Origin of the sequence: Thermosphaera aggregans (genome assembly GCF_014962245.1) — an archaeon.
GTDB classification, from domain to species: domain Archaea; phylum Thermoproteota; class Thermoprotei_A; order Sulfolobales; family Desulfurococcaceae; genus Thermosphaera; species Thermosphaera chiliense.
This window is the reverse complement of record NZ_CP063144.1, coordinates 360,150-382,075: the sequence shown is the minus strand read 5'-3', so window position 1 is coordinate 382,075 and position 21,926 is coordinate 360,150. Positions and strand designations below refer to the sequence as shown.

Genomic DNA, 21,926 nt, shown 5'->3' with positions numbered 1-21,926 from the left:
TGAAGAAATAAGTAATATCTTTGGTCTTCTGCGCATTCTAGAGCTATTTAAACCTCTCGCATAATTGCTAAATAGATTAATCACCTCGCTTTTATATATCACTTTGAATATAGAAATTTAAAGCTAAAAGCCGGTTAAAACTAAGAGATCCAGCAATCCACCTATAGCTGACACCATCGTTGCTGCAATTAACAGTGTCAAAAGCCATTTTTTACACCTGGTATTCAATAATGTTTGCTATAACCTAGGTTGTTATAACTGTTGATCGTTCTATGATTACTGAATTTCTGTAAGATAAATAAGATAAACATTTTATTAATGATACCTAATTCATTAGCTTCCTCCAATGTAAGAGTATTGAAAGTTATTATTTCATCTGCAACAACATTATAACTTTTACTCCTAAGCCAGCTCCAGCTATAATTTCCGGTATACCACCTACGTTGATGCTATAACTTATTTGTTGTATAATATATTATAACATAAACTCAATTAATACATATGGCAATGGTCCTGGAATTAATGAAGAAACCACTATATACGTAACTTTTTTACAATCTTTAAATATCTGAGAGTTTAATTTTAGGCATAAGATTAATTACAATATTATCTAACTCTCGTAGCATGATGTTTCTCTAAGATTTTTGCCATATAAAATACAATATTAGCACTCGTATCCCAAAGAGATTTTGATGCTTTCATTAGAACATAGAAGCTTTTAGTAAAAACTTTTTCCACCAAAATAACCTATGCCTTTACTCTTTGCCTCTATATATGGTAGTTCTGGAGAGCCTTGCTAAGCAGGAACGAGTATATTGATAAAGTTGTTGTAGCAGGCTGCGACCCTGTCATGCAGAAGAAAATGTTCGGCTGGGTGTTTAAGGAGTTAGGGTTCGACGAGTCCAAGTTCGTCGGCGTTGAAATAAGGAATCTTTCAACCGAGGAAGCCATTAAGGCTATTGAAAACGCTCTTTAACCCTGGTGAATACTGTGGCGAAAAACTGGTATCCAGTAATAGATTACGAGAAGTGTTCCGGATGCCTCACATGCTTCAACTTTTGCCCTCACGATGTTTACGAGGTCCGGGGGGATGGGGAGCCCTTAGTGGCTAACCCTAGTAACTGTGTAGAGCTCTGCAGAGGCTGCCAGAAGATCTGCCCTAATGAGGCCATAAGCTACAGAGGGGATTTAGCTACTGAGTAATCCCGCGGGGAAGGTTCTTTTAAAACATTCTCAAATATTGGATCATTAAGGGATTGAAAACTTGTCAACGAAATCGGTGAAGGTTTCCGAGATCCTTAAGGAATTAAGGGGGAAGGGAGCATGCAGGATCAGCGAACCAATCCCCCTTAACCATGATTTAGATATTAAAATACCCGGGAAAGAGTTGGAAGGGTTAATCCATGTTTTCAAGCAACTCTCAGACCCTACGAGGCTTAAAATCCTATCACTACTCTACTTAAACGGCTCCCTACCAGTATGCATAATATCCTACGTGCTAGGTCTTGATCAAACCCTGGTTTCACATCATTTAAAAACACTGCTGAAGGCTGGGCTGGTCCAGTATAAGCGTACTGGAAAGTATAAAATGTACTCGTTAACTAGTCTTTCAGAAAAGGTTTTCACAGTGTTTCCAAACATATTATCCACACGTGAAGAGAGGAACCAGGTGTAGGTGTTTAAAACCGGGAAACCACGCGTGGATAAAGCCGTGTTGAACAGCTTCGAAGAACACGGGAAAGAGGAATTAAGCAGGAAGTATTAAACACCATAACATGATGAAAGTGAATGTAAAATACTTCTAATCCTCAAACCTTTGATCTTTAAGGATTGGATTTACGAGGAAGATGAGGGATTAGTTTCCGGGGAGAACGGTTAAAACCTATTTAGAGCGCTTGAACAATAGGATCGTATCATCTAGTAGAGGTTTTCGGCTGAGCATGGGAATGGGGAAAGGTGCTTGAGATGGTGGATGAGAGGGCGAAACAGGTTGAGGAAGTGCTTTCAGGCATTGAGGTTCCAGGTTTCGACGTTGACGTTATAAGAGGCGGGCTGGTCACTGGTTTCAGGATCTCATGGGATGGTAAAAAATAATAGTCTTCGTAAGCTTCAGGAGTTTCCAACCCGGGTGCTTGTTCTGCAAATTCTTAAACAATGTTTTATGGGATGCAATAATAAGTAAGATTAGAAACCGCCTCAAAGAGGTTGGTTTCGACGAGGTGTATGTTGTGGATGAAACCATGAGGAGTAATTTTTCACTCCCACAGTACTGAAGGAAAAACAATATGTTTTCAAAAACCAAGTGTAGAAGCATTCCTCTAAAACCTGAACGTGCTGGAGTTTAGAGAAAGCCGGGATTCACACATTGGATCTGTGAAGCTTTCGATGGAGGATGCGGCGGCCGGGATTTGAACCCGGGATCTCCGGCTTGGAGGGCCGGCGTCCTAGTCCAGGCTAGACGACCGCCGCTCATTATTATATGTGATTGGGTTCTTGTTTTAAAAACTTCCCGGTGCAGGCTTATATAAGGTTGGTTATTCCTGTATTTTAAATAGTGATGATAAGAGGGTCTCTTGAGCAGTTTGCTGTGATGAGAGCCGGAAATCCTGATCCCTAACCACTCCTGTATCGTTCCATAAGGGTTTTCGAAGCTTCCTCCAGCTCCTTGAAAGTATCTATCGCCTTCCAGAACACGTCAGTGTATTTCACCGTTCCGAGAACCCCGTCCCTCGCCATTGCGGGGAATGCTGTTTTCTCAAGATCACCCTTCTCCGGGAAATACTTCAGAGCCTCCGGCTTTAAAGCGTATACTCCAGCGTTAATCCAGTAATCCTTAAGCAAGGGTTTCTCCACGAAACCTGTAACCATGTCGCCATTTATTTCTAAGACGCCGTAGGGGCTTGGAAGAGGTATTGAAGCTATAACGCCCAGTAGTCCATTAGCTGACTCAAGCTTTTCAATCAGGAGTTTAGGGTCTAAATCTGTTAATATGTCCCCGTTGACCACGAGGAAGACATCAGTCTTGCTCAAAATGTGCTCAGCGTTTTTAACAGCACCCCCGGTTCCCAGGGGCTCATCCTCAATGACATATGTCACCCTGACCCCGTATTTTGAACCGCTCCCAACGTGCTCGATCATCTTCTCCTTCTTATACCCTACCAGGAGGACCAGCTCGTTGAAGCCATGCCTCCTCAACCATTCTATCTGCCACTCTATAAGGGTCTTATCCCCGACCTGTACCATTGGCTTAGGCACGTCATTGGTGAACGGCCTCAGCCTCTTACCGTAACCACCTGCCAGGATAGCCGCTAACATTGCAACACACCAAGCATAATTTATAAATTACAGGTGCAGAGATATAAAGCTAATAAACCCTGAAACCCTAATGATTTAATAGGCCGCCGTAGCTCAGCTGGGAGAGCGCCCGGCTGAAGACCGGGATGCCCGGGGTTCAAGTCCCCGCGGCGGCACTTGCTTTGCTTTATTAAACCCTCCCTGTTTTCTTAAAAATAGGCTGAACGGTGTTCCCTGATGGAGTTGCTACTGGTTTCCATGACCAGCCACGGCGTCTCAGAGTATGTTGAGGAGCTCGCAGCAAGGGTTTCCAGCATCCTGTCCGACTCAGGCGTAAGCCTTGAAGTCAATGTTTGGCCCGGAGTATTCAAGCCCTCTCTTAAATGCTTCGACTGGGAAAGGGCTCAGTACGTGGCTCAGTGCCTGGTGGAGCAGCTTGAAAAGCACTTCACAGTGTTCAAAGCCGGTAGGAGAATCCTCGTGGTCGGTATCGGCTACCTGGACGGGTATGAGTACGGGTTAAACTTCGTGTTCGGCGAGGCAGTTCCCTCTAAAGGAGTTGCCGTCGTGTTCTCGAAGAGGCTGAGGCCTGAGTTCTACGGGGAGGCCCCGGATCCTGGCAAGTATTTGGAGAGGCTTGTGAAAGAGGTTGTTCACGAGCTAGGACACTTGCTCGGGCTTAAACACTGCGGGAGCGCGACCTGCGTCATGAGGTTTAGCAACAGCGTTAGAGAGGTTGACGGGAAGACCGCGTTCTTCTGCCCCCAGTGTAAATCACTGCTTAAAACCTATATGTCGAGCACGAAGTAAGCCGTCCACTTGTCAACATCTTTGAGAATCCTCATTAAACTATAAGTTGGTGATTTAATCTCAACCCTTGCCTCGTGAACGAGCGGGTTGAAAACCTCGCCTCTGCACACACCCCTAACCTTGTATTCCTCGCCAGCCTCCTTCTTCTCGGCTTTAAACTCCGTAACCTCTACCTCACTGCACATTATCTTCTCAGCATAGTAGAGTATTAGGAGGTTTTCAAGCCACTTGTAGAGGAGGCTCTCCAGGTCAAACCCCTCTGCCTCAACAATCCTCTCAACACTCCTGCCAACCGCGGAGGTGTCGGTCATTGCTTCAAACAGCGCGAGCCCCGAGTTCTCGAACAACTCTATAACACTCCTCCCGTGAGCCTTAACGTACACATCGCTCATGTGTTCCAGGAATTCGAACCTCCCCGGAATCCCTCCAACCGCTTTCTCAATCATTTAAAACACCCTGGTTCAAACCCGGTAATACTTATAATCCTTTCTAAACAATATATTTTCAAAACTCTTGAGGAGTCCTACATGCCTGAGAAATTCGATTTTGAAACATACCACGAATATATTGACAGGTCTTTCAAGCCAGATCCTGATTCTCATGTCATCGCTGTCTTCAGGATTAAACCGGCTCAGGGCTTTACGATAGATGATGCTGCGGGAGGAGTGGCTGCTGAAAGCAGCACGGGCACTTGGACCACCATCTATAACTGGTATGATGCAGAGAGGGTTAGGAGGCTTAGCGGGAGGGCTTACGAGTTCCTAGACATGGGAGATGGTTCATGGATTGTTAAGATAGCGTATCCTGTCGAGCTCTTCGAGGAGGGCAACATCCCCGGTTTGCTCGCCAGCATTGCTGGAAACATTTTCGGAATGCGGCGTGTGGAAGGGCTGAGGCTTGAAGACATATACCTTCCTGAAAAGTTTCTCAAAGATTTCAAAGGACCCTCTAAAGGCGTTGAAGGCGTCAGGGAGATCTTCAAGATAAGTGATAGGCCGATCGTAGGCACTGTTCCGAAGCCGAAGGTTGGATACTCTCCCGAAGAGGTTGAAAAACTAGCTACTGAGCTGTTAATGGGTGGTTTAGACTATATTAAAGATGATGAAAACCTTACAAGCCCGAAGTACTGCAGCTTCGAGGCAAGGGCCAGGGCTATAATGAATGTGATTGACAAGGTTGAGAAGGAGACCGGTGAGAGGAAGGCTTGGTTTGCAAACATAACAGCCGATGTGAGAGAGATGGAGAAGAGGCTTAGGCTGGTGGCTGACTACGGGAACCCCTACGTCATGGTTGACGTGGTAGTGTCCGGCTGGGGTGTTCTAAACTATATCAGGGATCTCGCAGAGGAGTACGGGCTAGCCGTTCACGCTCACAGAGCAATGCACGCATCCTTCACGAGAAACCCGTCCCATGGAATATCCATGTTCGTGCTGGCAAAGCTTTACAGGGTTATCGGGGTTGACCAGCTCCACGTTGGAACAGCGGGCGCTGGGAAGCTTGAGGGCGGAAAACTCGACGTTGTAAGGTGTGCGAGAATATTAAGAGAGGAGAGGTTCACGCCGGATCCGGAGGACCGGTTCCACCTCCCCCAGGACATGCACCATATCAAGCCGGCAATGCCTGTCTCCTCAGGCGGGTTACACCCAGGGAACCTGCCTCCCGTGATCGAGGCGTTGGGGACTAACATAGTGCTCCAGGTGGGGGGCGGGGTGGTTGGACACCCTGATGGACCTAGGGCCGGCGCAATGGCTGTTAGACAAGCGCTCGAAGCCGTTGTGAAAGGGATACCTCTCGACGAATACGCTGAATCACACAGGGAGCTTGCCCGGGCCCTGGAGAAATGGGGGTTTGTTAAACCAATATAGTTTTTTAACTCTCCTGGTAAACGTATGCAATATCTCCTATTACCAAGTAGTATTTCCTATCCTGTTCGGAATATATGACTGGCGCGTCAACCCTCCTAGCCAGCGCGTCAAAATCCTCTGCACTCTCCACGATGACTGTTTTAAACCGGTACTCGTCTACACGTGCTTTCACAATCCTTCTCTTAAACTTCTTCCCTCCCTGTGTTTTGAACACCCCGTAAGACCTGAGGGAGGTGTAACCCATTACCGCTGCCAGCAAGCCGGTGGTTAGTGTTGAAATGGTTGCCACGCTTCTAACAGTGGATACTCTAACGCTAAATCCTAATGGGAGGGTCATCGTGTTTTCAATGGTTTTCTTAACTTCTTCACCGTAGGATGAGGTCAAACCGCCTGTAGATATTTCCAGGAGATTGTATATCTTGTTGATGCTTAGCGCTATAAAAGGTTTCAACTCGTAGGAAGCGTTAACCCCTGTAGAGTATGCGGCATGAATCCTGAGGCTCAAAGTAGTGTTTGCGTCAAACCTCCACGAGCTTACCCGAACCTCCTTGTCTATAGCGTCCACTAAGCCTTCCAGCTCGCTGATGTTGAAGGAGCCTTTAACCACAACCCCCTCGCCCGTCTCAAGGATCTCGGGGGTTATTGCGAAGCTTTTACTCCACGTTGAAGTAGTTATTAAGAGGGCAGGTTCAACACTGTACGTAATGCTTGAAACCGGGCCTTTCGCTGTGTTATTGTACACTGCCCAGGATAAGTTGAAGACATAATCAACTTTCTCCGCCAGGGAAAGGTAGACTGTTGAATAGGTCACCACAGTCGCGTAATCATATATTAGCGAGGGCTTGACGAGAACGCTGTAGTAGGGTTGGGAATTGATATCCGCTGTCTTGTACGAGTTCTTGTAGGTAATGTAGGGCTGAAGCCTATAGCTCTCGGCGAGGTAGAAAGCACTGGTAGCAAAGACCAGGATAGACACAACTGTGAGAAGTAAGAGGAGGCTTTTAACAACCTTCCCTGAGAATAAGCGGTTTCTAGATAGGATTTTGCTCAAAACAATACAACTCCTTTCACAACATGGTAAACGTAAACAAGGGATAATAAAGCAAGCATCAGGGATACTAGTGATGAGAAGCTGCGTAGAAAACCCAATAGAATAACTGTCGGCAACCCTACCAGCGGGATCACGGCTATAACTTTTCCAACAATGCTACCGCTGCAAGCCCACAAAGGATCGGGGCTTTCATTAGCATCCCCCCTTGTTACGAAGCAGTTGTTGCCTGATGGCTCAACGATCCGGTGAACAATAAGGCTTGAGTCCCCGGTGAAAACAATGACATCCCCTGTTTTCAGCTCGCCGGGTGAAACCGGTATTGCTACAACAACATCTCCAATATTGATTGAGGGAGTCATGCTGCCACTGCCCACTGCTAGCAGTCTCACCCCGAGGAGGAAGGAGCCGAGTAGTAAAATCGATAGCGCGATAAGCATGATTGAGAAGATTTTTGAAGAAGGTTTTCGAGCACGATATCCTGCAGGGACCGGGGCAGGCTTAGCCAGGGCGTACAGGGATCCTGAGAGCAGAATAGTCTGCAATGTTAATGTGAGAACACTTGTAAGAAGAGATGTAGAGGCAGGTATGACAGGGGATAGGTAGAAGAGACTAGCATAGGTTAATGCGTTCAATAACGAGGTTTTAAACCCGTACCTCCACGCTATGATCGATAAAACCGTGCTGTATGATGCAAAGGCAAGGTATTTTATAACCCAGTTTAAACCGGAGGGCACGCCCTCGAAAACATACGCGTATATGACTGCTAAGGGGAGTGCTGAAACAGCTGTGGCAAAAACAGAGTGGGAGTGTAAACGGGTTTTCACCGTGAGGAGGATTCTGGAAGACTCCGTGAAAAACACAGCTGTTAAAACCAGCATAGTCCTCAAGGCGAGCGTGAGAGGCGTTAAAAGTAAAGTGTTTAATCCAAACCCCCATATCAAGCCTGCTACTAGGAAAGATGCCAGGTATATAATCAAGGATAGAGCGTTGAAAGAATGCGACAAGTCCTCGCTCAACCCTTTCAGGTAGGAATAGTTCACGCTAAAACCTATAAGAAAAATCACTGAAGGAATTAAGTAGTATGCGTTACTGTAAAGCATTTTGCCCGTGAACAGAATAATTAGGGCTGAAAAGACTAGGGAGAAATATATGAATTGGATGTTTTCGATAAAAAAAGATCTGCTCATTTACACGCGCCTCGCAGGGGCTACTCTGGCCCTTGGATTGGGGTAACTGTGGACGGAGTATAATACTCGTTCCAAGCTATCGCGTCAAAGTATATTGTGAATGAGAGCGAAGCTCCCTGTGGAGCTGTCTGCAGTATTGTCAAATCGAAGCTTATGTCTGCTGACTGACAAGGATGTAGTTGCTTCCCGAAGTTGTCTCCCCACCATACTAGTATGTCGGGGTTTCCATCACCGTCCAAGTCAACTTCAACGCCTTGCTGCAGCTCACCCTCGTTTATCTCATAGTATTCGTGTCCGTCGAAGACAACTCTCCATATTTTCAAAGGTATTGTCCCATCATTGTGTACTTTGAAAGCTATGTGAGTATAGTACCATGGGTAAACGTTCACTAGGGTAACATTCATTGTGTCATAGTCTCCATCGCCGTCAGAATCTATTAGGGTGACGCTAGTGCACCCCACGTCCTTGTCGAGCTGGATGGCGCCTGGCATTGGGAGAAGGCTTGCGTTCCAGTCGTTCCCTTTGAACATTCCATAGCCCGGCGGAAGACCGCATGCGTCCAGCCAGATAGTTGGACCAGGCACGATCTCCCAATCAAGCTCTCCTGTTGACACGTAGCTGTTTGCTTTCAAGCTGTCAGTCCACATGGCTAGTCCTACGAGGACTGACACCCCTACGAGCGCTATGCTTAACATATACATTATGCTTTTATTCATTTGAATACACCTTATTACGTTGTTACGCTATGGTTTAATGCTTGCTATGAGCAAGCATTTCTCTCTGAAAAACTATGGAACCTCGTTCCACTGTGCGAACGTGAATTCCAGTTCGAACGAGTATGTTGTTAGCTCTTCGGCTTCCTGGTTCACAATTATGTGTATCCCTATAGGCAGGGATTCGCCTGGATGTATCTGAGTGTCCTCTGGAATGTCTAGGTAAACCGTCAATGGTTCCTCATCGTACTGTAGATTAGTATAGTTCAATAGTTTAACAGGTATCGTTCCAATATTACCAGCGTATAGTGTTATGAACGGTGCATAACCGGGGTATGCGTTGACCAGTGTGATGTTAACCTTGATAACGTTTTGCTCGTCATCGTAGATCTCCGGCGTTACAATGCACTGCGCTACATTCTTACCTTCCTCGTTATGGAAGGGTTCGCCAGCCTGGGGGTCTGGGCCCTGGTCCGAACACGTCCACTCGGTCCAGGCAACTCTTACCTCGCCAGTCTCGATATAAGTGTTTATCCACAATGTCTCCATCCACATAGCTGTTGCCACTCCTAGAGCTAGGAGCATTAACCCTATGAAGGTTAAGCCCATTATAGTTGATATAGATTTCATACATTACACCTTTCGGTTTGGGTTATTGTAAGCAGCTTTTAAAACACTAGTGCAGAAGTATTATGTATTAACCATATGTATTAACTATACATATTAAACCACTATTATCCTAACCCTTCTCTCCGGAGAATTGGATGAGGCTAGCCTTTCAACTACATCTTGTATTCTCTTGTTTCTCAAAACAATCAATAAGGGCATGCCCGTGTCGTCTGAGACAAGCAGTGAGTACGCGAGATTTCGAATTAAATACTGGGAGACAACTGCCTCGTTTAAAGATACTAGAAGGTGTTCAACACCCCCGTATCCCACTGTGAGGTGGATGTATGTTAACCCGGTTTTACCTATCACCGACCTGTAGGAAACCGTGAACTCCTGCGAGCCCATGGTCTTCTTGAAAACATCCCTGTAGAAGACGAGCTCGTCGCTCAGCAAATCCCTCTTACTGTTCAATACATCGTTGATGTTTTTCAACTTTTCAAGAAGTTCTATCCCTTTAGGGGTGATCGCGTACGCTATGTTCCTGTTATCTTCAAACCTTTCTACAAGACCGAGCTTTACCATCCACTCCAGGTACTTGTTAAGATTGCTACTGTTCAGGTTTGAGGCATAGAGGATATGGGTTTTAAGAGCTTTCTCCTCTCTTGCTATATAGTCTAGGATTTTTTCAACTATGTCGATTCGCGTTCTATTACTCAAGCATTAAACCTTCGTTAATCATTTAAATAATAAATGCATTTATCTACCTATAAAGCTTCCGTATATCTAATACATTTTAAAAAAGAAGTTAGTTATTTTTTATGAGAAATTGTTTAATCAACCATCACAGTGTATTTTAATAACCTGAAACTATCTCCACAGTGATCTCAGCATTGCTCAGCCCGAGCTCTACATAGAGCCATGCAACCATTTTATAACCTGGCTTAACCAGCACAGGATACCCTGCTAGGTAACCGTTCACGGGTAGGTCAGAGCACCTAACCCCTCCCCAGTAGGGCATGTAGCCTATGCCTGTTTTAACAGGCTCATATAGGTATGATATTGGGGTTAACTCGTATTCTCCTGAAGTATCGTTGATCTTGACCTCTATGTTCTCCAAGTAGAGGCTGGCTTCCTTATTATTCTCTATTACCAGCCCTATCCACAAGTATTCAACAACCCTGCTTCCAATAAGTATGTGTAAGGTGTCGTTGCTTGGCGACAAGAATGTTAAATCATAGCCTAGGCATCCATCACATCTGTAGCGTGCGAAAACCTTCCAGGACCCTATCTCCAAATACCCGGGGAACATGTGGATGTAGACGTTGGCTTTCAAAGTATCGCTCCATAAGCCATACCCGACGCCTATTAGTAGGATTGAAAGCAGGAACATCATGACTATGAAAACGTTTGTCAAAATACAAACACCTTGGTTTAAGATCACGCTTCAACTATTAATAAAGCAAGCGTATCTTTCATACATATGGATAGTACTCATCCTGGTTGAAACATGTTCCAGGACAGAAAGCACGCGACTGTTAGCAGTAATTACTCATTTCCTAGTAGCTGGGGCAAAGATATTTATTGGAATATGTTTCAAGTTTAAATTAGGGTTTAACCATGCCTAGACGGTGCTGTCATCGCTGGGGACGGTATAGGGTTAGGGCGCAGGTCGAGAGTAGCCTGGGCGTCACGGATATTTTCTACCTGCCTGTGAAGCCCGTTGCCGGCTTCAACCCGGGTGAGTGCGTTGAGATCTATGATTTCGAGATCGAGGCTTTCTCACTGGTTCACTACCAGGGTTTAACCACGGACGAGGCCTCGGAGAGGTTGAAGCTGTCTAAAACAACTTTTTGGCGAATACTAGAGCAGGCAAGGTTTAAGCTGGCTAAAGCGCTCATCGAGCATAAGCCTATTAGGGTTGTTTCGTCGAAACAGGAGTCGGGAGGGTCGAGTCCGTAGATTGAAATATGTTTCTTATTTCAGCGGAAAAATCCTTAAATATATAAAGGTATTTGAAACATATTTCTAATACGGTGTAAAAATGGATTGGCGTTGGATAAGGTCTTGGAAACCACATCCTGGAAAAGGGCCGTGGAGCAATCTACCACCCTGGGAGAGACCAGGCTGGTATTTCGGAAGAGGATGGTGCAGGCTGTGGACCACTACTCCGCTTCCACCGGTAAGCAACGAGGATGAGGCAAAGTATCTGGAGGAGCTGAGGAAATACCTAACCGAAGTCGTCTTGAAGGAAATAGATAAGAGGCTTGAAGAGCTCAGGAATAGGGAGGCAGGGTTGAAATGAGCAGTGAGTCCTCTAGCATTCAACCATTCATGGTAGCCGCGCCAGTGGTAAAGGTTGGGAGCGAGTACTATTTAACCCCTCACTTTGGGCGGGCGCCCTTCTTCGCCATAGTTCAGGTAGCAGGGAATGATTACAGGATTCTAGAGATTATTGAGAACCCCCATGTAAGGCATGAGCATGGCAGGGGGAGCAGGGTGATAGAGATGCTGACTTCACGGGGCGTAGACTCCGTAATAGTGCTCGGAATAGGTTATGGAGCATTCCGCTTGCTAAGGGAGAGCGGTGTTAAAATATACTATGTGCCGGTGGAGGGTGCTACGGGAAGCTTGGTGCCGCTTGGCAAAGCTGTTGAAATGTTCGTGAACAAACAGTTGGAGGAAGCATTAGAGCCCAGGGAGCTTGATTAATAAAATTCTGCTCGAATCGATCACCTAAACTCGAACTGGCTCAGCATTTTCAACCTTCCTCCTTAAACGCTTGATTAAAAATGCTACTGCCGCAGCCAGTATTAAGGCGAGACCTGCGATCACTATGTAGGGTATCCAGCTGTACATCTTGATCAGGAATATGCTGGTATCCACGAGCTCTATCTTAACACGGCTTACAATAACATCGCTGGACTCCTGCTCAAGCACTGTTAAAACACCCCTGGTGTAAGAGACTCTTGCACCATCGCTTGTCGTGTACTTGCCCGTGTACGAAGGATTTATCAACACCTCCTTAGACTCAGGGGTGAGGGCTGAAACATCTCTTTCAATATTTGTTGAAAACGTAAACCCGAGAAGCAGGAGTGCTGAGATTAATTGGCATTTCTGCTCATCGCCTTTCTCAAGATTTTCAAGCGCTAGAGAATACTTGACAATAGTGCCGTTAACATCCTTAACTGTGAGCCTGATCCTGTACACGCACTCGGTTCCTCCAATATTCAGGGACGCCCTGTAGGAGGCCCAGTCTCCCTGGTGGTATACAACGTTCTCAGCGTTCACTGAGACCGTTGCAGAAACTGTGAGCAATATTGCGAACAGGGTAATTGTAAGCTTAAACCATGCATGCCTCACTGGTAGACACCCAGCATTATTAACAGGCAACGTACATAAAAAGTGTTTCCAGAACTGAACACTATCGTATCTTTTTATCAAACCATCACTGATCTGCGTTGTTCCCCCACTCTGCATGGATAGGGAAGTTGTCTATCTCTTAATCTCAAACAAGCCCTGTGTTAACCTGGTTTTAAACCATAACATGATATTCGATAATTGGTTGTGGCATGTTTGTGGGAAAAGTTTATTAGTAAAACAAAACAAGTATCAACCATTAAAGGAGGCCTTATCAATGTACTATTTAGTGAAGACTAGGCTACTCCTACTACTCCTCCTACTAATAGGTCTCACGGCTCTCGGATGCGCAAGAATAACCCACGGTAGAACCATTAATGTACCAGGCGACTATCCCGAGATTCAAGCAGCCGTTGACAACGCTGAGAGAGGAGACATCATAATAGTCTCAAGAGGGGTGTACATGGGTTTCACAGTATCGAAGAGCTTAACGATAATTGGCACAAGCCCTGCCGAGGTAGTTGTAAATGGTAGAATAGTTGTTGAAGCAGATGACGTTCACATCTCTTCTCTAAAGGTTTTACTGGAAAACCCTACTTCAGGCCTCGACTCAGCGGTAAAGTTGTTTGGCAGGGGGATAGTTCTAGCCAACATCATCGTAGAGAGCGGTGCTAGCGGTGTTCAAGTGGGTGATGCAAGCCGCACGGAGGGGGTAGTCTCCCTGGAATCTGTTCAAATAAGCGCCGGCGGGGCTGAGACATACGGTACTCCCTCAGGCGTGTGGGGGGTGTGCAATAGTTTAACAATAACCTACTCAACAATACAGGTGTCAAACGGCATAGGCGTGTCAGGTTGCGGCAACACCGATATATTTTCAAGCAGTATCTCTGCAGGAAAGACGGCCTTGAAGATTGGAGCCGGAACGGTTAAATCATCCGTAATATCTTCCACAAACGAGAACGCAGTAACGCTCACGGGATCAAACGCGTTTGTAGAGGAGAACGAGATAACGGGGAAGATAGGGATTGATATACCTCAAACATCTTTAAGCAGCAACGAGATTAGAGGAAATAAGATAACAGGGAGTGACATAGGAGTTAGATTGGTTGGAAGATATAATATCATCCACCACAACACCATCAGCGGAAACCACGCGATCCAGCTACACGGTGACTATAATCAAATATCATACAACTACTTATCAGGCGGTAGAGGTGTTCACGCGGCTAACGGGCATGGAAACACCATATCCTTCAACCTAGTAAACATGACAGGCTGGGTTGGCATTTACATGTCAGAGTATACTTCGGAAAACCTCATATTCGGCAACACGTTTTGGTACTGCTACAACTATAACGCCGCGGATGACAGCGGGTTCAACCAGTGGTACCTGGAGAATGAGACACATAGAGTAGGGAACTACTGGTATGATCACACGGGTCCGGATGCCGACTCCGATGGAATAGTTGACCAACCTTACATCATTCCCTCTTCAACAGGTAAGCAATCAGTCGACAAGTATCCATTGGCGAACCCCATCATCCCACCATACGCATCGCTAACTGCTACCACGTCGAGCACCACCACCCTAACAACTTATTCGCCGACGACCACTAGCACGGAAACCTCTCAGACAAGTATGACGGAACAGGAGGCCCCAGGTGGTGAAACAATAACATATGTTGCAATATCCGCTATAATTCTGCTAATGCTAGCCCTGATCCTCTTGTTTAAAAAAGTGAGAAGATAGTTTAAATAGCCCTAGACACGTTTTCACGTCTAGGGCCTTTCTTGAATGCTTAAGCGTTAAACCAGCATAGGTTAACGGCAATTAACTTCCCTCGGGGTGAATACGTTTACCTATTATGAGCGATAATGACAAAGTCGTGGCCCCTTAACGATTTCATCTCGACATGGTTATTGCTGGAAGCTTCCCTGAACAATTTTCCTACACAGTCTGAAACATCTGCCTCCTCCCCTGTAAGGTTGAACAACCCGGTAACTTTATCCCCTTGCAACCATCTCTCCACAACCAGTACTTTATCGTTGCAGAGCCATGTCCGTGTGAAGCCATACCTCACTGCTGTGTGTTTCCTGCGTGTTTCAACAGCTTCAAGATAGGTGGTGAGAACCTCCTCATCCCATTCTCTACGATCCCACTTCATGAGCCTCCTGTTGTCCGGGTCGTTCCCCCCTTCAAGCCCTACCTCATCCCCGTAGTATATTGCCAGGGAACCCGGGAGAATGTTCAACAGGTTTATCAACAGCTTCAGCAACGTCTTATCTTTTTTCACTAGTTCAATGATTCTCGGAGTGTCGTGTGAGCCTAGGAGGTTGTAGAGCATGGTGGCTTGGTAGACGGGGTGGGAGGCTAGGATCTCCCCGATTTTCGCAACCATTTCCCGAGGGCTGAGATCGCCCTTAACAAGCGTTCCCAGGAGGATGTATCTGAGCCAGTAGTTCATGTAGGAGTCCATGTAATCCCTGTAAAGGAACGGGTGGTCGCATACCTCGCCGATGATGACGACATCCTTTGAATTCTTCTTAACAGCCCTGTAGAAGGCTTGCATCCAAGTATCCATTACACCGTGCGCAACATCTATTCTAAAGCCTCTGACGCCTCTCCCAATCCATGATTCGGCTACGTGGATGAAATACTTTAGGGTCTCAGGGTTTTCATGGTTAATCCTGGGCATTGCCCAGACAGTGTAGAAGGCCTCGTAGAAAGGCCTCCTATACCCTGCTCTAAAAATTAGGTTCCTTAACCCTTGATAATTGCATTCCTCAATCAACTTGACAGCCTGGCTTAAGAAGTCCTGGCTGGGTTTTTCAAGAAAGATGAACCAGTCCCAGTAGTCGGATTTCTCACGCCTGGTGAGAGCGTCCCGGAAAAACTGGTGGCAAACCCCCATATGGTGGAGTGTGATGTCAAGAACTATTTTTATGCCCTTCTCCTCGGCTTTCCTGACAAGCTCTTCGAAATCCTCAATTGAGCCGAGGTAGGGGTCAACGCCAAGGTAGTCTTTAACATCATACCTGTGGTAGCTACCGGCTGGAAATATTGGGGTTAGATAAATAGCCTCGGCTCCGAGGCTGACAACGTGGTCGAGCTTCTCCGTAACACCTTTCAAATCCCCGCCTAAATACCCGTGGCTCCTAGGAGCGGTGTCAGGCACTTTTACAGGGGGATCGTTTGACCGGTCGGCGTTGTAGAAGCTGTCGACGAAGATGTGGTAGTACACTGCGCCCATGTACCACGCTGGCTTGTCGAAGCCTTTAATATCGCCTGTGTAAACCTGAATAGGCTGCACCCTCTCCCCTACCCCGTTAAAACCATACGAGAACTCCTCCCCAGGGGCCTCGAGCCTGAAATAGTATGTGATGGCTTTCCCAGGCTTCTCCACAGGGACGTTGTGTTCGAAAACCTTCTCAAACCCTGTCTCATAAACCACCGACGCATCGTATTCTTCATTATTGACGACCAGTATGGATTTCAAAACCTTAACACCGGTTCTAAGCCTGAAAACATAGTGGTCGAGATGCCTGTGCAGGAATACTTCATCATTCTCATCGTGAACCACGTAATCCCTCGGATCCACGGGCGGCTTCAACTCCAGCCTACTCCCTTTGAAAGCGTTCTCCTCCAGCGTCATAACGTTTGGAAGGAGGATTGTATCCGGGTTTTCAGGGTCTAGGATGTTGGTGAAATCGTTGTCCACGACGAACCCGTAGCCATATACTCCTGGAAACAGCTCAAGAACAGTGAAACCCCTGCCCCCTTTCTTGGCAAGCCTTTTGAAGCCTGGGAACCAGCTTGTGAAATTACCTACCAGGTATATTCTCCTAGCGTTCTCGGGCCATTCACGGGAAAACTCTACTAGGAACCCTCTGGCACGCCCACTACTTATCATCCTCCGCCCTAGGAGCCTGAACAATCCCATCACTCCTGGCAATTTTAAGCTGTCAAAGTAATTCATATTCATCAACGGTAATTAAACGTTTAACTATAAACCAGTATACCCTCTAACAATATGTCAACGCTTCAATAATGTTTAACAATGACCTCTGGAAACCAGGGAGGCCCGTCATTATCTGGGAGTAAGGCAGCGCCGGGGGCGGGATTTGAACCCGCGCGGGCGTGCGCCCACTGGCTCTCAAGGCCAGCCCCTTAGACCGCTCGGGCACCCCGGCTCCTATTATGGTTCTAGGTATAGGAGAATATAACCTTTTTTACTACGGGCTTCAACAACCCTGTAGGTCTCCGCCGCCTTTCTCCTCAGGTAGTCACCTCCTCTGGCTAGAACAAACTGTGCGAACCCTCCCGGCGCTAAATGGTTAGCCGCTCCCAGCACTATTTCCTCAACAATCCTCATGCCTGCTGACAAGGGAGGGTTGGAGTATATCGCGTTGAAAACCTTATCCTTTACAGGCTCATACCTGTCTCCCTGCAGGATTAAAACCCTGTCCCTAACCCTGTTTAACACCGCGTTGTGCTCGGCTGTTTTAACGGCAAGCGGGTTCACATCTGTCATGTAAACCCTGAGCCTCGGGTTGAGCTTAGCTAGCACAATACCTATCACGCCGTACCCGCATCCGACATCTAAAACCTCTCCCTCAGCAGGGGTTTTGATGTTTTCAAGCAGGAGCCTCGTCCCCTCGTCCACCTGCTTGCCCGAGAAAAGGCTCGTGTATGAGACGAACTCGAAAGTGTGCCCGTGTATTGTGAAGGGGATTAAAACCTTCTCTCCGGGTTTACCGGGCTTGAAATAATGCATTAGCTAGCCCTTTCCACCGGTCTTCCAGAACCTGGGGTACACGCCAGTAGGCATTAAAACCCTCTTCGTCTTTGCAACTATGCCTTTCTCCATCGAAGCTATTTCGCGAGCATTCTTCAACGCCTTGGCCAGGGCGACCAGTTCTCCCTTAAGCGTGAAAACAGCCACGGTAGCCCCTGCTGAAACGTTCTCGGTAAGCCTTACCACGCCGGGGGCTGCTAGGCTTGCTCCGTGAGCGATCGCGTCAACAGCTAAGTCATTGATCACTATCTTAGGAAGGTGTGTCACCGCTGTCTCAACTGGCAGGATTATTCTTCTAAGCATCCTCTCATCTTTTTCAAACCTCCAGAGGTACAGTGCCTCGCTGACATCCTGGAGTTTTACAAGTGTTTCATCCTCCCTGTAGGGGCCTGTCCTCGTCCTCCTCAACTCCCTCATGTGAGCCCCTACCCCGGTGTATAACCCAATATCGTGCGCGAGCTTTCTCATGTATGTTCCAGGATCGCATGAAGCCTTGACGAGAGCGAACCTGTCCTTGAAGTCGATGAGCTCTATCTCGTGAATCCTCCTGGTTCTCAAAACTCTTTTCACGCTTGACCTGAGGGGCGGTCTCTGATATATTTCGCCGGTGAAGTATTTCAATGCTTCAGTAAGCTTCCCGATCTCCACGTCCCCGTGGAACTGTATCACCATCACGTACTCCTTAACCGAGTGGACGACGTTGCCAATAACCTTTGTGCTATTGTCCAGCCCTACCGGTAAGACACCGGTCACCTTGGGGTTTCCCCGCCCCGCGCGGGCTCTAGGGTACCCCCGTGACCGGCTTTGTCAATGTTGAACAGCTTCTTAACCCATGCTACAACCTCGTGGCTGGTTGGGCCCGGAGGCTTATCCAGGTTTATCACGCCGTACGATATGTGTTCTTCAATGCTTCTCTCGTACGGGAGCTTCCCGTGTGAAGGGTCTGTTTCAACATCTCTGAGGATTATCCACTTATTCTCGTAGCCGGCTTTCCTGGTTATGTAGTCTATAAACTCCACGCCTTTAGCGGCTAAGCTCATAAAACATGAACACCTTGTAAACAAAATATTTTGTTAACAGCTTAAATAGGAGAGAGCTTTGGCTTAACAACCTGTGTCATAAAGTCTGTTAAGCCTGAGGTGCCGATGGCTTTTAAAACATCCTCGTCGCTAGCGCCTTTCGGGATGTTCACGATCTTGTCGGTTGGCTCAATATGCTTTATATTGGTCTTCCTCCTCCTAACCCCGGTTAAGGACTTGGGGCCTGTCACGATTACGAAGTTTTCATCAACAATGTCGACAACCACGCATTTACGTCCAGCCTCCCTACCAGCAACCTTAACACATATCCTGCCTATTTCAATAGCCGGCATGGGTAAACACCTCTATATATCTCCTAATCGTTTAACCACGATCTCCCTTTAAAACCTTATCTATAACAGTCCTAATGATCTGAAAGGCCTCGTCAACCCCTATTATCTTTGTATTGATTACGACGTCGAAGATGGATAGGTCGTCGAGGTCTATGCCGTAAAACTCCATGAACCTTTTCCTCTGTGCGTTCTCCCTGATAATTGTCTCCCTGTAAGCCTTCTCCAAGGGTATGTTATCCCTGCCTGCAATCCTGAGGATCCTGAGAGATACTGGCGCGGTAACAAGTATTTTAACATCCATCATGTCCGAGACAATCCATGCTGAGAGATGCCCGTCCAGTACGATGTTGTCCTCCCTGGCAACCTCCATGGTCCTCCTATCTATTTCCAAGTCTATCCTTGGATCCTTCACGGCCAGCAGGCTGAGCTCCTCAAGGGATAGCCCCCTGGATCTCGCGTACTCCCTGAATATCTCGCCCGCGGAGAAGTATTTCAACCCGTAGTGCTCCGCAATCTTCTTAGCCTGAGTAGTCTTCCCGCTACCCGGGGGGCCGCTGACCGCTATTCTAACCAAGACCCGTGGCACTCTCCTTTAGAGTTGGGACAAGGCTGGCTGAGCCGCTACAGCTGCGCTCTAACCGCTTCCCTCAGCCCTCTTGCAAGGCAGTCGGGGCAGACAACGCCGCCGTACATTCTCTCAGGTCTCTTCTCGGTTTTAGCAAGCTTGGACATCTTGGAGGGCCTGAGCGAGGGGACACCGTTCAAGGGTTTCCCGCAAACCGAGCACTTGGCAACGCCTGGCCTCCTCTTCTCGTAGTGAACCACTACCCTGCCGGACGGTGTTCTAACGCTTACCCTTCTCCAGCTCCTTGTCCTGAGCATTGGGCGCGGCATGAGTGATCACCGTAAGCAGGCTTAGCCTATTGTTTCATGAATATTGTAAGGATTTCTTAAATTTTATGGAGGAGATGGCTCCTCGGAGAGCTTAACCTTCTTGTTAACGAAGTAGAGGGGTAGGGCGAAGGCGAGAATGGAGATGAAGGTTACATGGGTTGTGAAACCCCCCTCCTCTAAAGGCACTGAGAGGAGGGGTATGGCCACGGGTATTTCAACCCATTCAACACCCGTCCATGAAGCAATAGTGATAACGGTTAGCAGCATTAAGACATACATGCCTATGAACACTGAGAACTGTGTTAGAAACAGGAGGAGCATCCTCCTCTTAGCTGTTTTAACCATGAGCCTGTACCTCCTGATCCGCCTCACATCGCCCTTGCTCCTAGGGGTTTCGGGGATTTGAACGCTCCTGTAAACCTCGACCGCTTCCTTAAAGTATTCGAGAGACCTGACCTTCCCGATTATGAAGCCTATGCTTAGCGAGAAGAGAATGCTTGTGAAAACCACTATTGAAATTATCATGACTACTCTCCAACCAACCGCTTGAGGAGCGGGTAGGCCTCAAGCGTTCTCTCGTAAGCTATCAGCATGTAGTACTGTTGAACAATGCCTATGGCTAGTAGGAGACCGGTGCCGGTTCCATACGCGCCGAACACGTCCGCCGTGACCGCTATCAACGCTACTATAATGCTTGACAGCACTGTTAACGGGTAGATGTACTTCGCCAGCATGCTCTCCAGGATTTTCGGATTCCTCCTCATGCCGGGGATTTCGAAACCGCTGTTAACAAGCTCCTCAGCCTGCGCAGCAGGGCTGAGCCCTGAAACCTCAACCCACATCAACCCGAACATTATCGCCAGGATCACTACTAGGACAGAGTAGACTATTATGTGAACAGGGTCCGCGAACACGCTGTAAAGTCCGTTGGGGGATGCCAAATAGTAGGCTAACCCGCCGATCAACCTCCCGTTCTCATCATACTTTGCAAGCAACTCGACAACCCAAGCCGGCAGGATCCCTCCGAGATATGTTCTAAAGATGGTTGCGAACACCAGGATGTTAGCGTACAGGATGCCCACGAACAGTATCGGGATGTTTGCAACGTAGAGCAGTTTCAACGGGATCCTCGACTTCACAGTATACATTTTAGGTGTTGAAACCGGTATCTCAATCTTCATCGCGTCGAGATATAGTAGGACGAAGATTATCACAATGGTTGCCATAAGTCCTGTTAAATCCCTCCCCCCAGGCCGGATCAATATGTCCCCCAGCCCGCCCCCTGCCTGAATCCTCGATATCACGTAAGGTATGAAGCCAACGGGCTCCACCCCGCCTGCTTCGGTTGAAAGCGTGAAGGGGCTGAACAGGTTCCAGAAGATTGTTGTGGCAACACCTGACAGGATGAATAGTGAAACCCCTGAGCCCAGCCCCCAGCCTTTCTGAATCATTTCATCAAGCATGATAACCATATATGATGCAAGGAACAGCTGTGCCCACACTATTAGACGGGTGGTCCAGGATGCACTGCACTGGAGGAAGGGGTTTCCGCCCGTAGGGTACCAGTACCTGCAGGATAGCACGTACATGGCTGCCTCGAAGCCTGCTAGGAAGACTCCGAGGGTTTTCTGTGCAGCAGTGAACTTTTTCCGGTTCTCCGGGTTGGTTAAATCTAGATCTATGAGCTTAGCCCCAACTAGGATCTGCATTATCAAGCCCGCTGTCACTATAGGTCCAATCCCGAGCTCCATTAAAGTACCACGGTTTGATGCGAAAATTATTTGAACCAGGAGGATCTGCTCGGGACCGGCCTGTACAATACCGTACAAGGGGGTGTTAGCCATGATCAAGTAGACTACCAGGGCTATTGCCGTCCAGAAAAGCCTCTCGTAGAGAGAGGGCTTTGTAGACGGCTTGACAGCAGTGGGCATGTAATCAGCAATCTTAGCCATTACGTCGAGCACTCCCATCGCCGACA

Annotated in this window: 29 protein-coding genes and 3 tRNA genes; 12 read left to right on the top strand and 20 right to left on the bottom strand. The window is 47.4% G+C overall.

Annotation, left to right across the window (positions count from 1 at the left end; genetic code table 11):
• The first annotated feature begins 793 nt into the window (after nucleotides 1-793).
• From IMZ38_RS02250 to IMZ38_RS02235, 5 genes are all read left to right on the top strand, one after another.
• Nucleotides 794-976, top strand: coding sequence for a hypothetical protein (locus IMZ38_RS02250; protein ID WP_227410902.1), 183 nt, complete (start codon nucleotides 794-796; stop codon nucleotides 974-976).
• Between the two features lie 14 nt (nucleotides 977-990).
• Nucleotides 991-1,203: a 4Fe-4S dicluster domain-containing protein gene (locus IMZ38_RS02245; RefSeq protein WP_193436568.1), complete on the top strand. Its 213-nt coding sequence runs from the start codon at nucleotides 991-993 to the stop codon at nucleotides 1,201-1,203.
• A 61-nt stretch (nucleotides 1,204-1,264) separates the two neighbouring features.
• Nucleotides 1,265-1,675 carry an ArsR/SmtB family transcription factor gene (locus tag IMZ38_RS02240; protein WP_193436567.1) on the top strand — a complete coding sequence of 137 codons (411 nt, stop codon included), beginning with the start codon at nucleotides 1,265-1,267 and terminating at the stop codon, nucleotides 1,673-1,675.
• Between the two features lie 290 nt (nucleotides 1,676-1,965).
• On the top strand, nucleotides 1,966-2,094 hold the full coding sequence (locus IMZ38_RS07355; protein ID WP_264409088.1) for a hypothetical protein: 129 nt from the start codon (nucleotides 1,966-1,968) through the stop codon (nucleotides 2,092-2,094).
• Nucleotides 2,095-2,132: 38 nt separating this feature from the next.
• Nucleotides 2,133-2,273, top strand: a complete 141-nt coding sequence (locus IMZ38_RS02235) for a hypothetical protein (RefSeq protein WP_193436566.1) — start codon at nucleotides 2,133-2,135, stop codon at nucleotides 2,271-2,273.
• A 120-nt stretch (nucleotides 2,274-2,393) separates the two neighbouring features.
• Here IMZ38_RS02235 and IMZ38_RS02230 read toward each other — a convergent pair.
• A tRNA-Gly gene (locus tag IMZ38_RS02230) sits at nucleotides 2,394-2,469 on the bottom strand.
• Between the two features lie 144 nt (nucleotides 2,470-2,613).
• On the bottom strand, nucleotides 2,614-3,315 hold the full coding sequence (locus IMZ38_RS02225) for a nucleotidyltransferase family protein (protein ID WP_193436565.1): 702 nt from the start codon (nucleotides 3,313-3,315) through the stop codon (nucleotides 2,614-2,616).
• An 82-nt stretch (nucleotides 3,316-3,397) separates the two neighbouring features.
• Here IMZ38_RS02225 and IMZ38_RS02220 point away from each other — a divergent pair.
• A tRNA-Phe gene (locus IMZ38_RS02220) sits at nucleotides 3,398-3,470 on the top strand.
• A 61-nt stretch (nucleotides 3,471-3,531) separates the two neighbouring features.
• Nucleotides 3,532-4,104 (top strand): archaemetzincin family Zn-dependent metalloprotease, encoded by a 573-nt coding sequence (locus tag IMZ38_RS02215; protein WP_193436564.1) that lies wholly within the window; start codon nucleotides 3,532-3,534, stop codon nucleotides 4,102-4,104.
• Here the strand turns inward: IMZ38_RS02215 and IMZ38_RS02210 are convergent.
• Nucleotides 4,083-4,550 (bottom strand): archease, encoded by a 468-nt coding sequence (locus IMZ38_RS02210; RefSeq protein WP_193436563.1) that lies wholly within the window; start codon nucleotides 4,548-4,550, stop codon nucleotides 4,083-4,085. The genes IMZ38_RS02215 and IMZ38_RS02210 overlap by 22 nt on opposite strands.
• An 81-nt stretch (nucleotides 4,551-4,631) precedes the next feature.
• Between IMZ38_RS02210 and rbcL the strand changes: the two genes are divergently transcribed.
• The gene (gene rbcL / locus IMZ38_RS02205) at nucleotides 4,632-5,969 is read left to right on the top strand and encodes a type III ribulose-bisphosphate carboxylase (protein ID WP_193436562.1); all 1,338 of its coding nucleotides are present in this window, start codon (nucleotides 4,632-4,634) and stop codon (nucleotides 5,967-5,969) included.
• 4 nt (nucleotides 5,970-5,973) lie between these two features.
• Here rbcL and IMZ38_RS02200 read toward each other — a convergent pair whose 3' ends face one another.
• The 6 genes from IMZ38_RS02200 to IMZ38_RS02175 all read right to left on the bottom strand — a co-directional run bounded on the left by IMZ38_RS02200 (nucleotide 5,974) and on the right by IMZ38_RS02175 (nucleotide 10,943).
• Nucleotides 5,974-7,020, bottom strand: a complete 1,047-nt coding sequence (locus IMZ38_RS02200; protein ID WP_193436561.1) for a hypothetical protein — start codon at nucleotides 7,018-7,020, stop codon at nucleotides 5,974-5,976.
• On the bottom strand, nucleotides 7,017-8,060 hold the full coding sequence (locus tag IMZ38_RS02195; RefSeq protein ID WP_193436560.1) for a signal peptidase I: 1,044 nt from the start codon (nucleotides 8,058-8,060) through the stop codon (nucleotides 7,017-7,019). Before IMZ38_RS02195 ends, IMZ38_RS02200 begins: the two co-directional genes overlap by 4 nt.
• 167 nt (nucleotides 8,061-8,227) lie before the next feature.
• Nucleotides 8,228-8,923, bottom strand: coding sequence for a hypothetical protein (locus IMZ38_RS02190; RefSeq protein ID WP_193436559.1), 696 nt, complete (start codon nucleotides 8,921-8,923; stop codon nucleotides 8,228-8,230).
• A 72-nt stretch (nucleotides 8,924-8,995) separates the two neighbouring features.
• Complete coding sequence (locus tag IMZ38_RS02185; protein WP_193436558.1) at nucleotides 8,996-9,550, bottom strand: hypothetical protein; 555 nt, start codon at nucleotides 9,548-9,550, stop codon at nucleotides 8,996-8,998.
• Nucleotides 9,551-9,643: 93 nt separating this feature from the next.
• On the bottom strand, nucleotides 9,644-10,246 hold the full coding sequence (locus IMZ38_RS02180; protein WP_193436557.1) for a winged helix-turn-helix domain-containing protein: 603 nt from the start codon (nucleotides 10,244-10,246) through the stop codon (nucleotides 9,644-9,646).
• A gap of 136 nt (nucleotides 10,247-10,382) precedes the next feature.
• Nucleotides 10,383-10,943 carry a hypothetical protein gene (locus tag IMZ38_RS02175; RefSeq protein WP_193436556.1) on the bottom strand — a complete coding sequence of 187 codons (561 nt, stop codon included), beginning with the start codon at nucleotides 10,941-10,943 and terminating at the stop codon, nucleotides 10,383-10,385.
• 203 nt (nucleotides 10,944-11,146) lie between these two features.
• Here IMZ38_RS02175 and IMZ38_RS02170 point away from each other — a divergent pair, with 203 nt between their 5' ends.
• The 3 genes from IMZ38_RS02170 (at nucleotide 11,147) to IMZ38_RS02160 (ending at nucleotide 12,238) form a co-directional block, all read left to right on the top strand.
• Entirely contained in the window at nucleotides 11,147-11,488 is a 342-nt protein-coding gene (locus tag IMZ38_RS02170; protein ID WP_193436555.1) for a DUF134 domain-containing protein, read from the top strand.
• Between the two features lie 82 nt (nucleotides 11,489-11,570).
• Nucleotides 11,571-11,831, top strand: a complete 261-nt coding sequence (locus tag IMZ38_RS02165) for a DUF5320 domain-containing protein (RefSeq protein WP_193436554.1) — start codon at nucleotides 11,571-11,573, stop codon at nucleotides 11,829-11,831.
• Nucleotides 11,828-12,238, top strand: a complete 411-nt coding sequence (locus tag IMZ38_RS02160; protein ID WP_193436553.1) for a NifB/NifX family molybdenum-iron cluster-binding protein — start codon at nucleotides 11,828-11,830, stop codon at nucleotides 12,236-12,238. The genes IMZ38_RS02165 and IMZ38_RS02160 overlap by 4 nt, the downstream gene beginning before the upstream one ends.
• A gap of 24 nt (nucleotides 12,239-12,262) precedes the next feature.
• Here IMZ38_RS02160 and IMZ38_RS02155 read toward each other — a convergent pair whose 3' ends face one another.
• Nucleotides 12,263-12,889, bottom strand: coding sequence for a hypothetical protein (locus IMZ38_RS02155; RefSeq protein WP_193436552.1), 627 nt, complete (start codon nucleotides 12,887-12,889; stop codon nucleotides 12,263-12,265).
• Between the two features lie 115 nt (nucleotides 12,890-13,004).
• Between IMZ38_RS02155 and IMZ38_RS02150 the strand changes: the two genes are divergently transcribed.
• Nucleotides 13,005-14,636, top strand: coding sequence for a right-handed parallel beta-helix repeat-containing protein (locus IMZ38_RS02150; RefSeq protein WP_193436551.1), 1,632 nt, complete (start codon nucleotides 13,005-13,007; stop codon nucleotides 14,634-14,636).
• A 106-nt stretch (nucleotides 14,637-14,742) separates the two neighbouring features.
• Here the strand turns inward: IMZ38_RS02150 and IMZ38_RS02145 are convergent, their stop codons facing one another.
• The 10 genes from IMZ38_RS02145 to secY all read right to left on the bottom strand — a co-directional run bounded on the left by IMZ38_RS02145 (nucleotide 14,743) and on the right by secY (nucleotide 21,918).
• Nucleotides 14,743-16,821, bottom strand: coding sequence for a glycoside hydrolase family 13 protein (locus IMZ38_RS02145; RefSeq protein WP_193436550.1), 2,079 nt, complete (start codon nucleotides 16,819-16,821; stop codon nucleotides 14,743-14,745).
• Between the two features lie 172 nt (nucleotides 16,822-16,993).
• Nucleotides 16,994-17,077 (bottom strand) — tRNA-Ser (locus IMZ38_RS02140).
• A gap of 5 nt (nucleotides 17,078-17,082) precedes the next feature.
• Nucleotides 17,083-17,661, bottom strand: a complete 579-nt coding sequence (locus tag IMZ38_RS02135; RefSeq protein ID WP_193436549.1) for a class I SAM-dependent methyltransferase — start codon at nucleotides 17,659-17,661, stop codon at nucleotides 17,083-17,085.
• A 3-nt stretch (nucleotides 17,662-17,664) separates the two neighbouring features.
• A complete protein-coding gene (locus tag IMZ38_RS02130) occupies nucleotides 17,665-18,435 on the bottom strand; it encodes an RNA-guided pseudouridylation complex pseudouridine synthase subunit Cbf5 (protein ID WP_227410901.1) in 771 nt (256 codons plus the stop codon).
• Nucleotides 18,432-18,722, bottom strand: a complete 291-nt coding sequence (locus IMZ38_RS07300; RefSeq protein ID WP_227410900.1) for a tRNA pseudouridine synthase A — start codon at nucleotides 18,720-18,722, stop codon at nucleotides 18,432-18,434. Before IMZ38_RS07300 ends, IMZ38_RS02130 begins: the two co-directional genes overlap by 4 nt.
• Nucleotides 18,723-18,763: 41 nt before the next feature.
• Nucleotides 18,764-19,054 (bottom strand): 50S ribosomal protein L14e, encoded by a 291-nt coding sequence (locus IMZ38_RS02125; RefSeq protein WP_193436548.1) that lies wholly within the window; start codon nucleotides 19,052-19,054, stop codon nucleotides 18,764-18,766.
• Nucleotides 19,055-19,085: 31 nt separating this feature from the next.
• Nucleotides 19,086-19,628 carry a (d)CMP kinase gene (gene cmk / locus IMZ38_RS02120; RefSeq protein ID WP_193436877.1) on the bottom strand — a complete coding sequence of 181 codons (543 nt, stop codon included), beginning with the start codon at nucleotides 19,626-19,628 and terminating at the stop codon, nucleotides 19,086-19,088.
• 47 nt (nucleotides 19,629-19,675) lie between these two features.
• On the bottom strand, nucleotides 19,676-19,948 hold the full coding sequence (locus tag IMZ38_RS02115; protein ID WP_193436547.1) for a 50S ribosomal protein L34e: 273 nt from the start codon (nucleotides 19,946-19,948) through the stop codon (nucleotides 19,676-19,678).
• A gap of 63 nt (nucleotides 19,949-20,011) precedes the next feature.
• The gene (locus IMZ38_RS02110) at nucleotides 20,012-20,473 is read right to left on the bottom strand and encodes a 7tm Odorant receptor (RefSeq protein WP_193436546.1); all 462 of its coding nucleotides are present in this window, start codon (nucleotides 20,471-20,473) and stop codon (nucleotides 20,012-20,014) included.
• A gap of 2 nt (nucleotides 20,474-20,475) precedes the next feature.
• Entirely contained in the window at nucleotides 20,476-21,918 is a 1,443-nt protein-coding gene (gene secY, locus IMZ38_RS02105) for a preprotein translocase subunit SecY (RefSeq protein WP_193436545.1), read from the bottom strand.
• Between the last annotated feature and the right edge of the window lie 8 nt (nucleotides 21,919-21,926).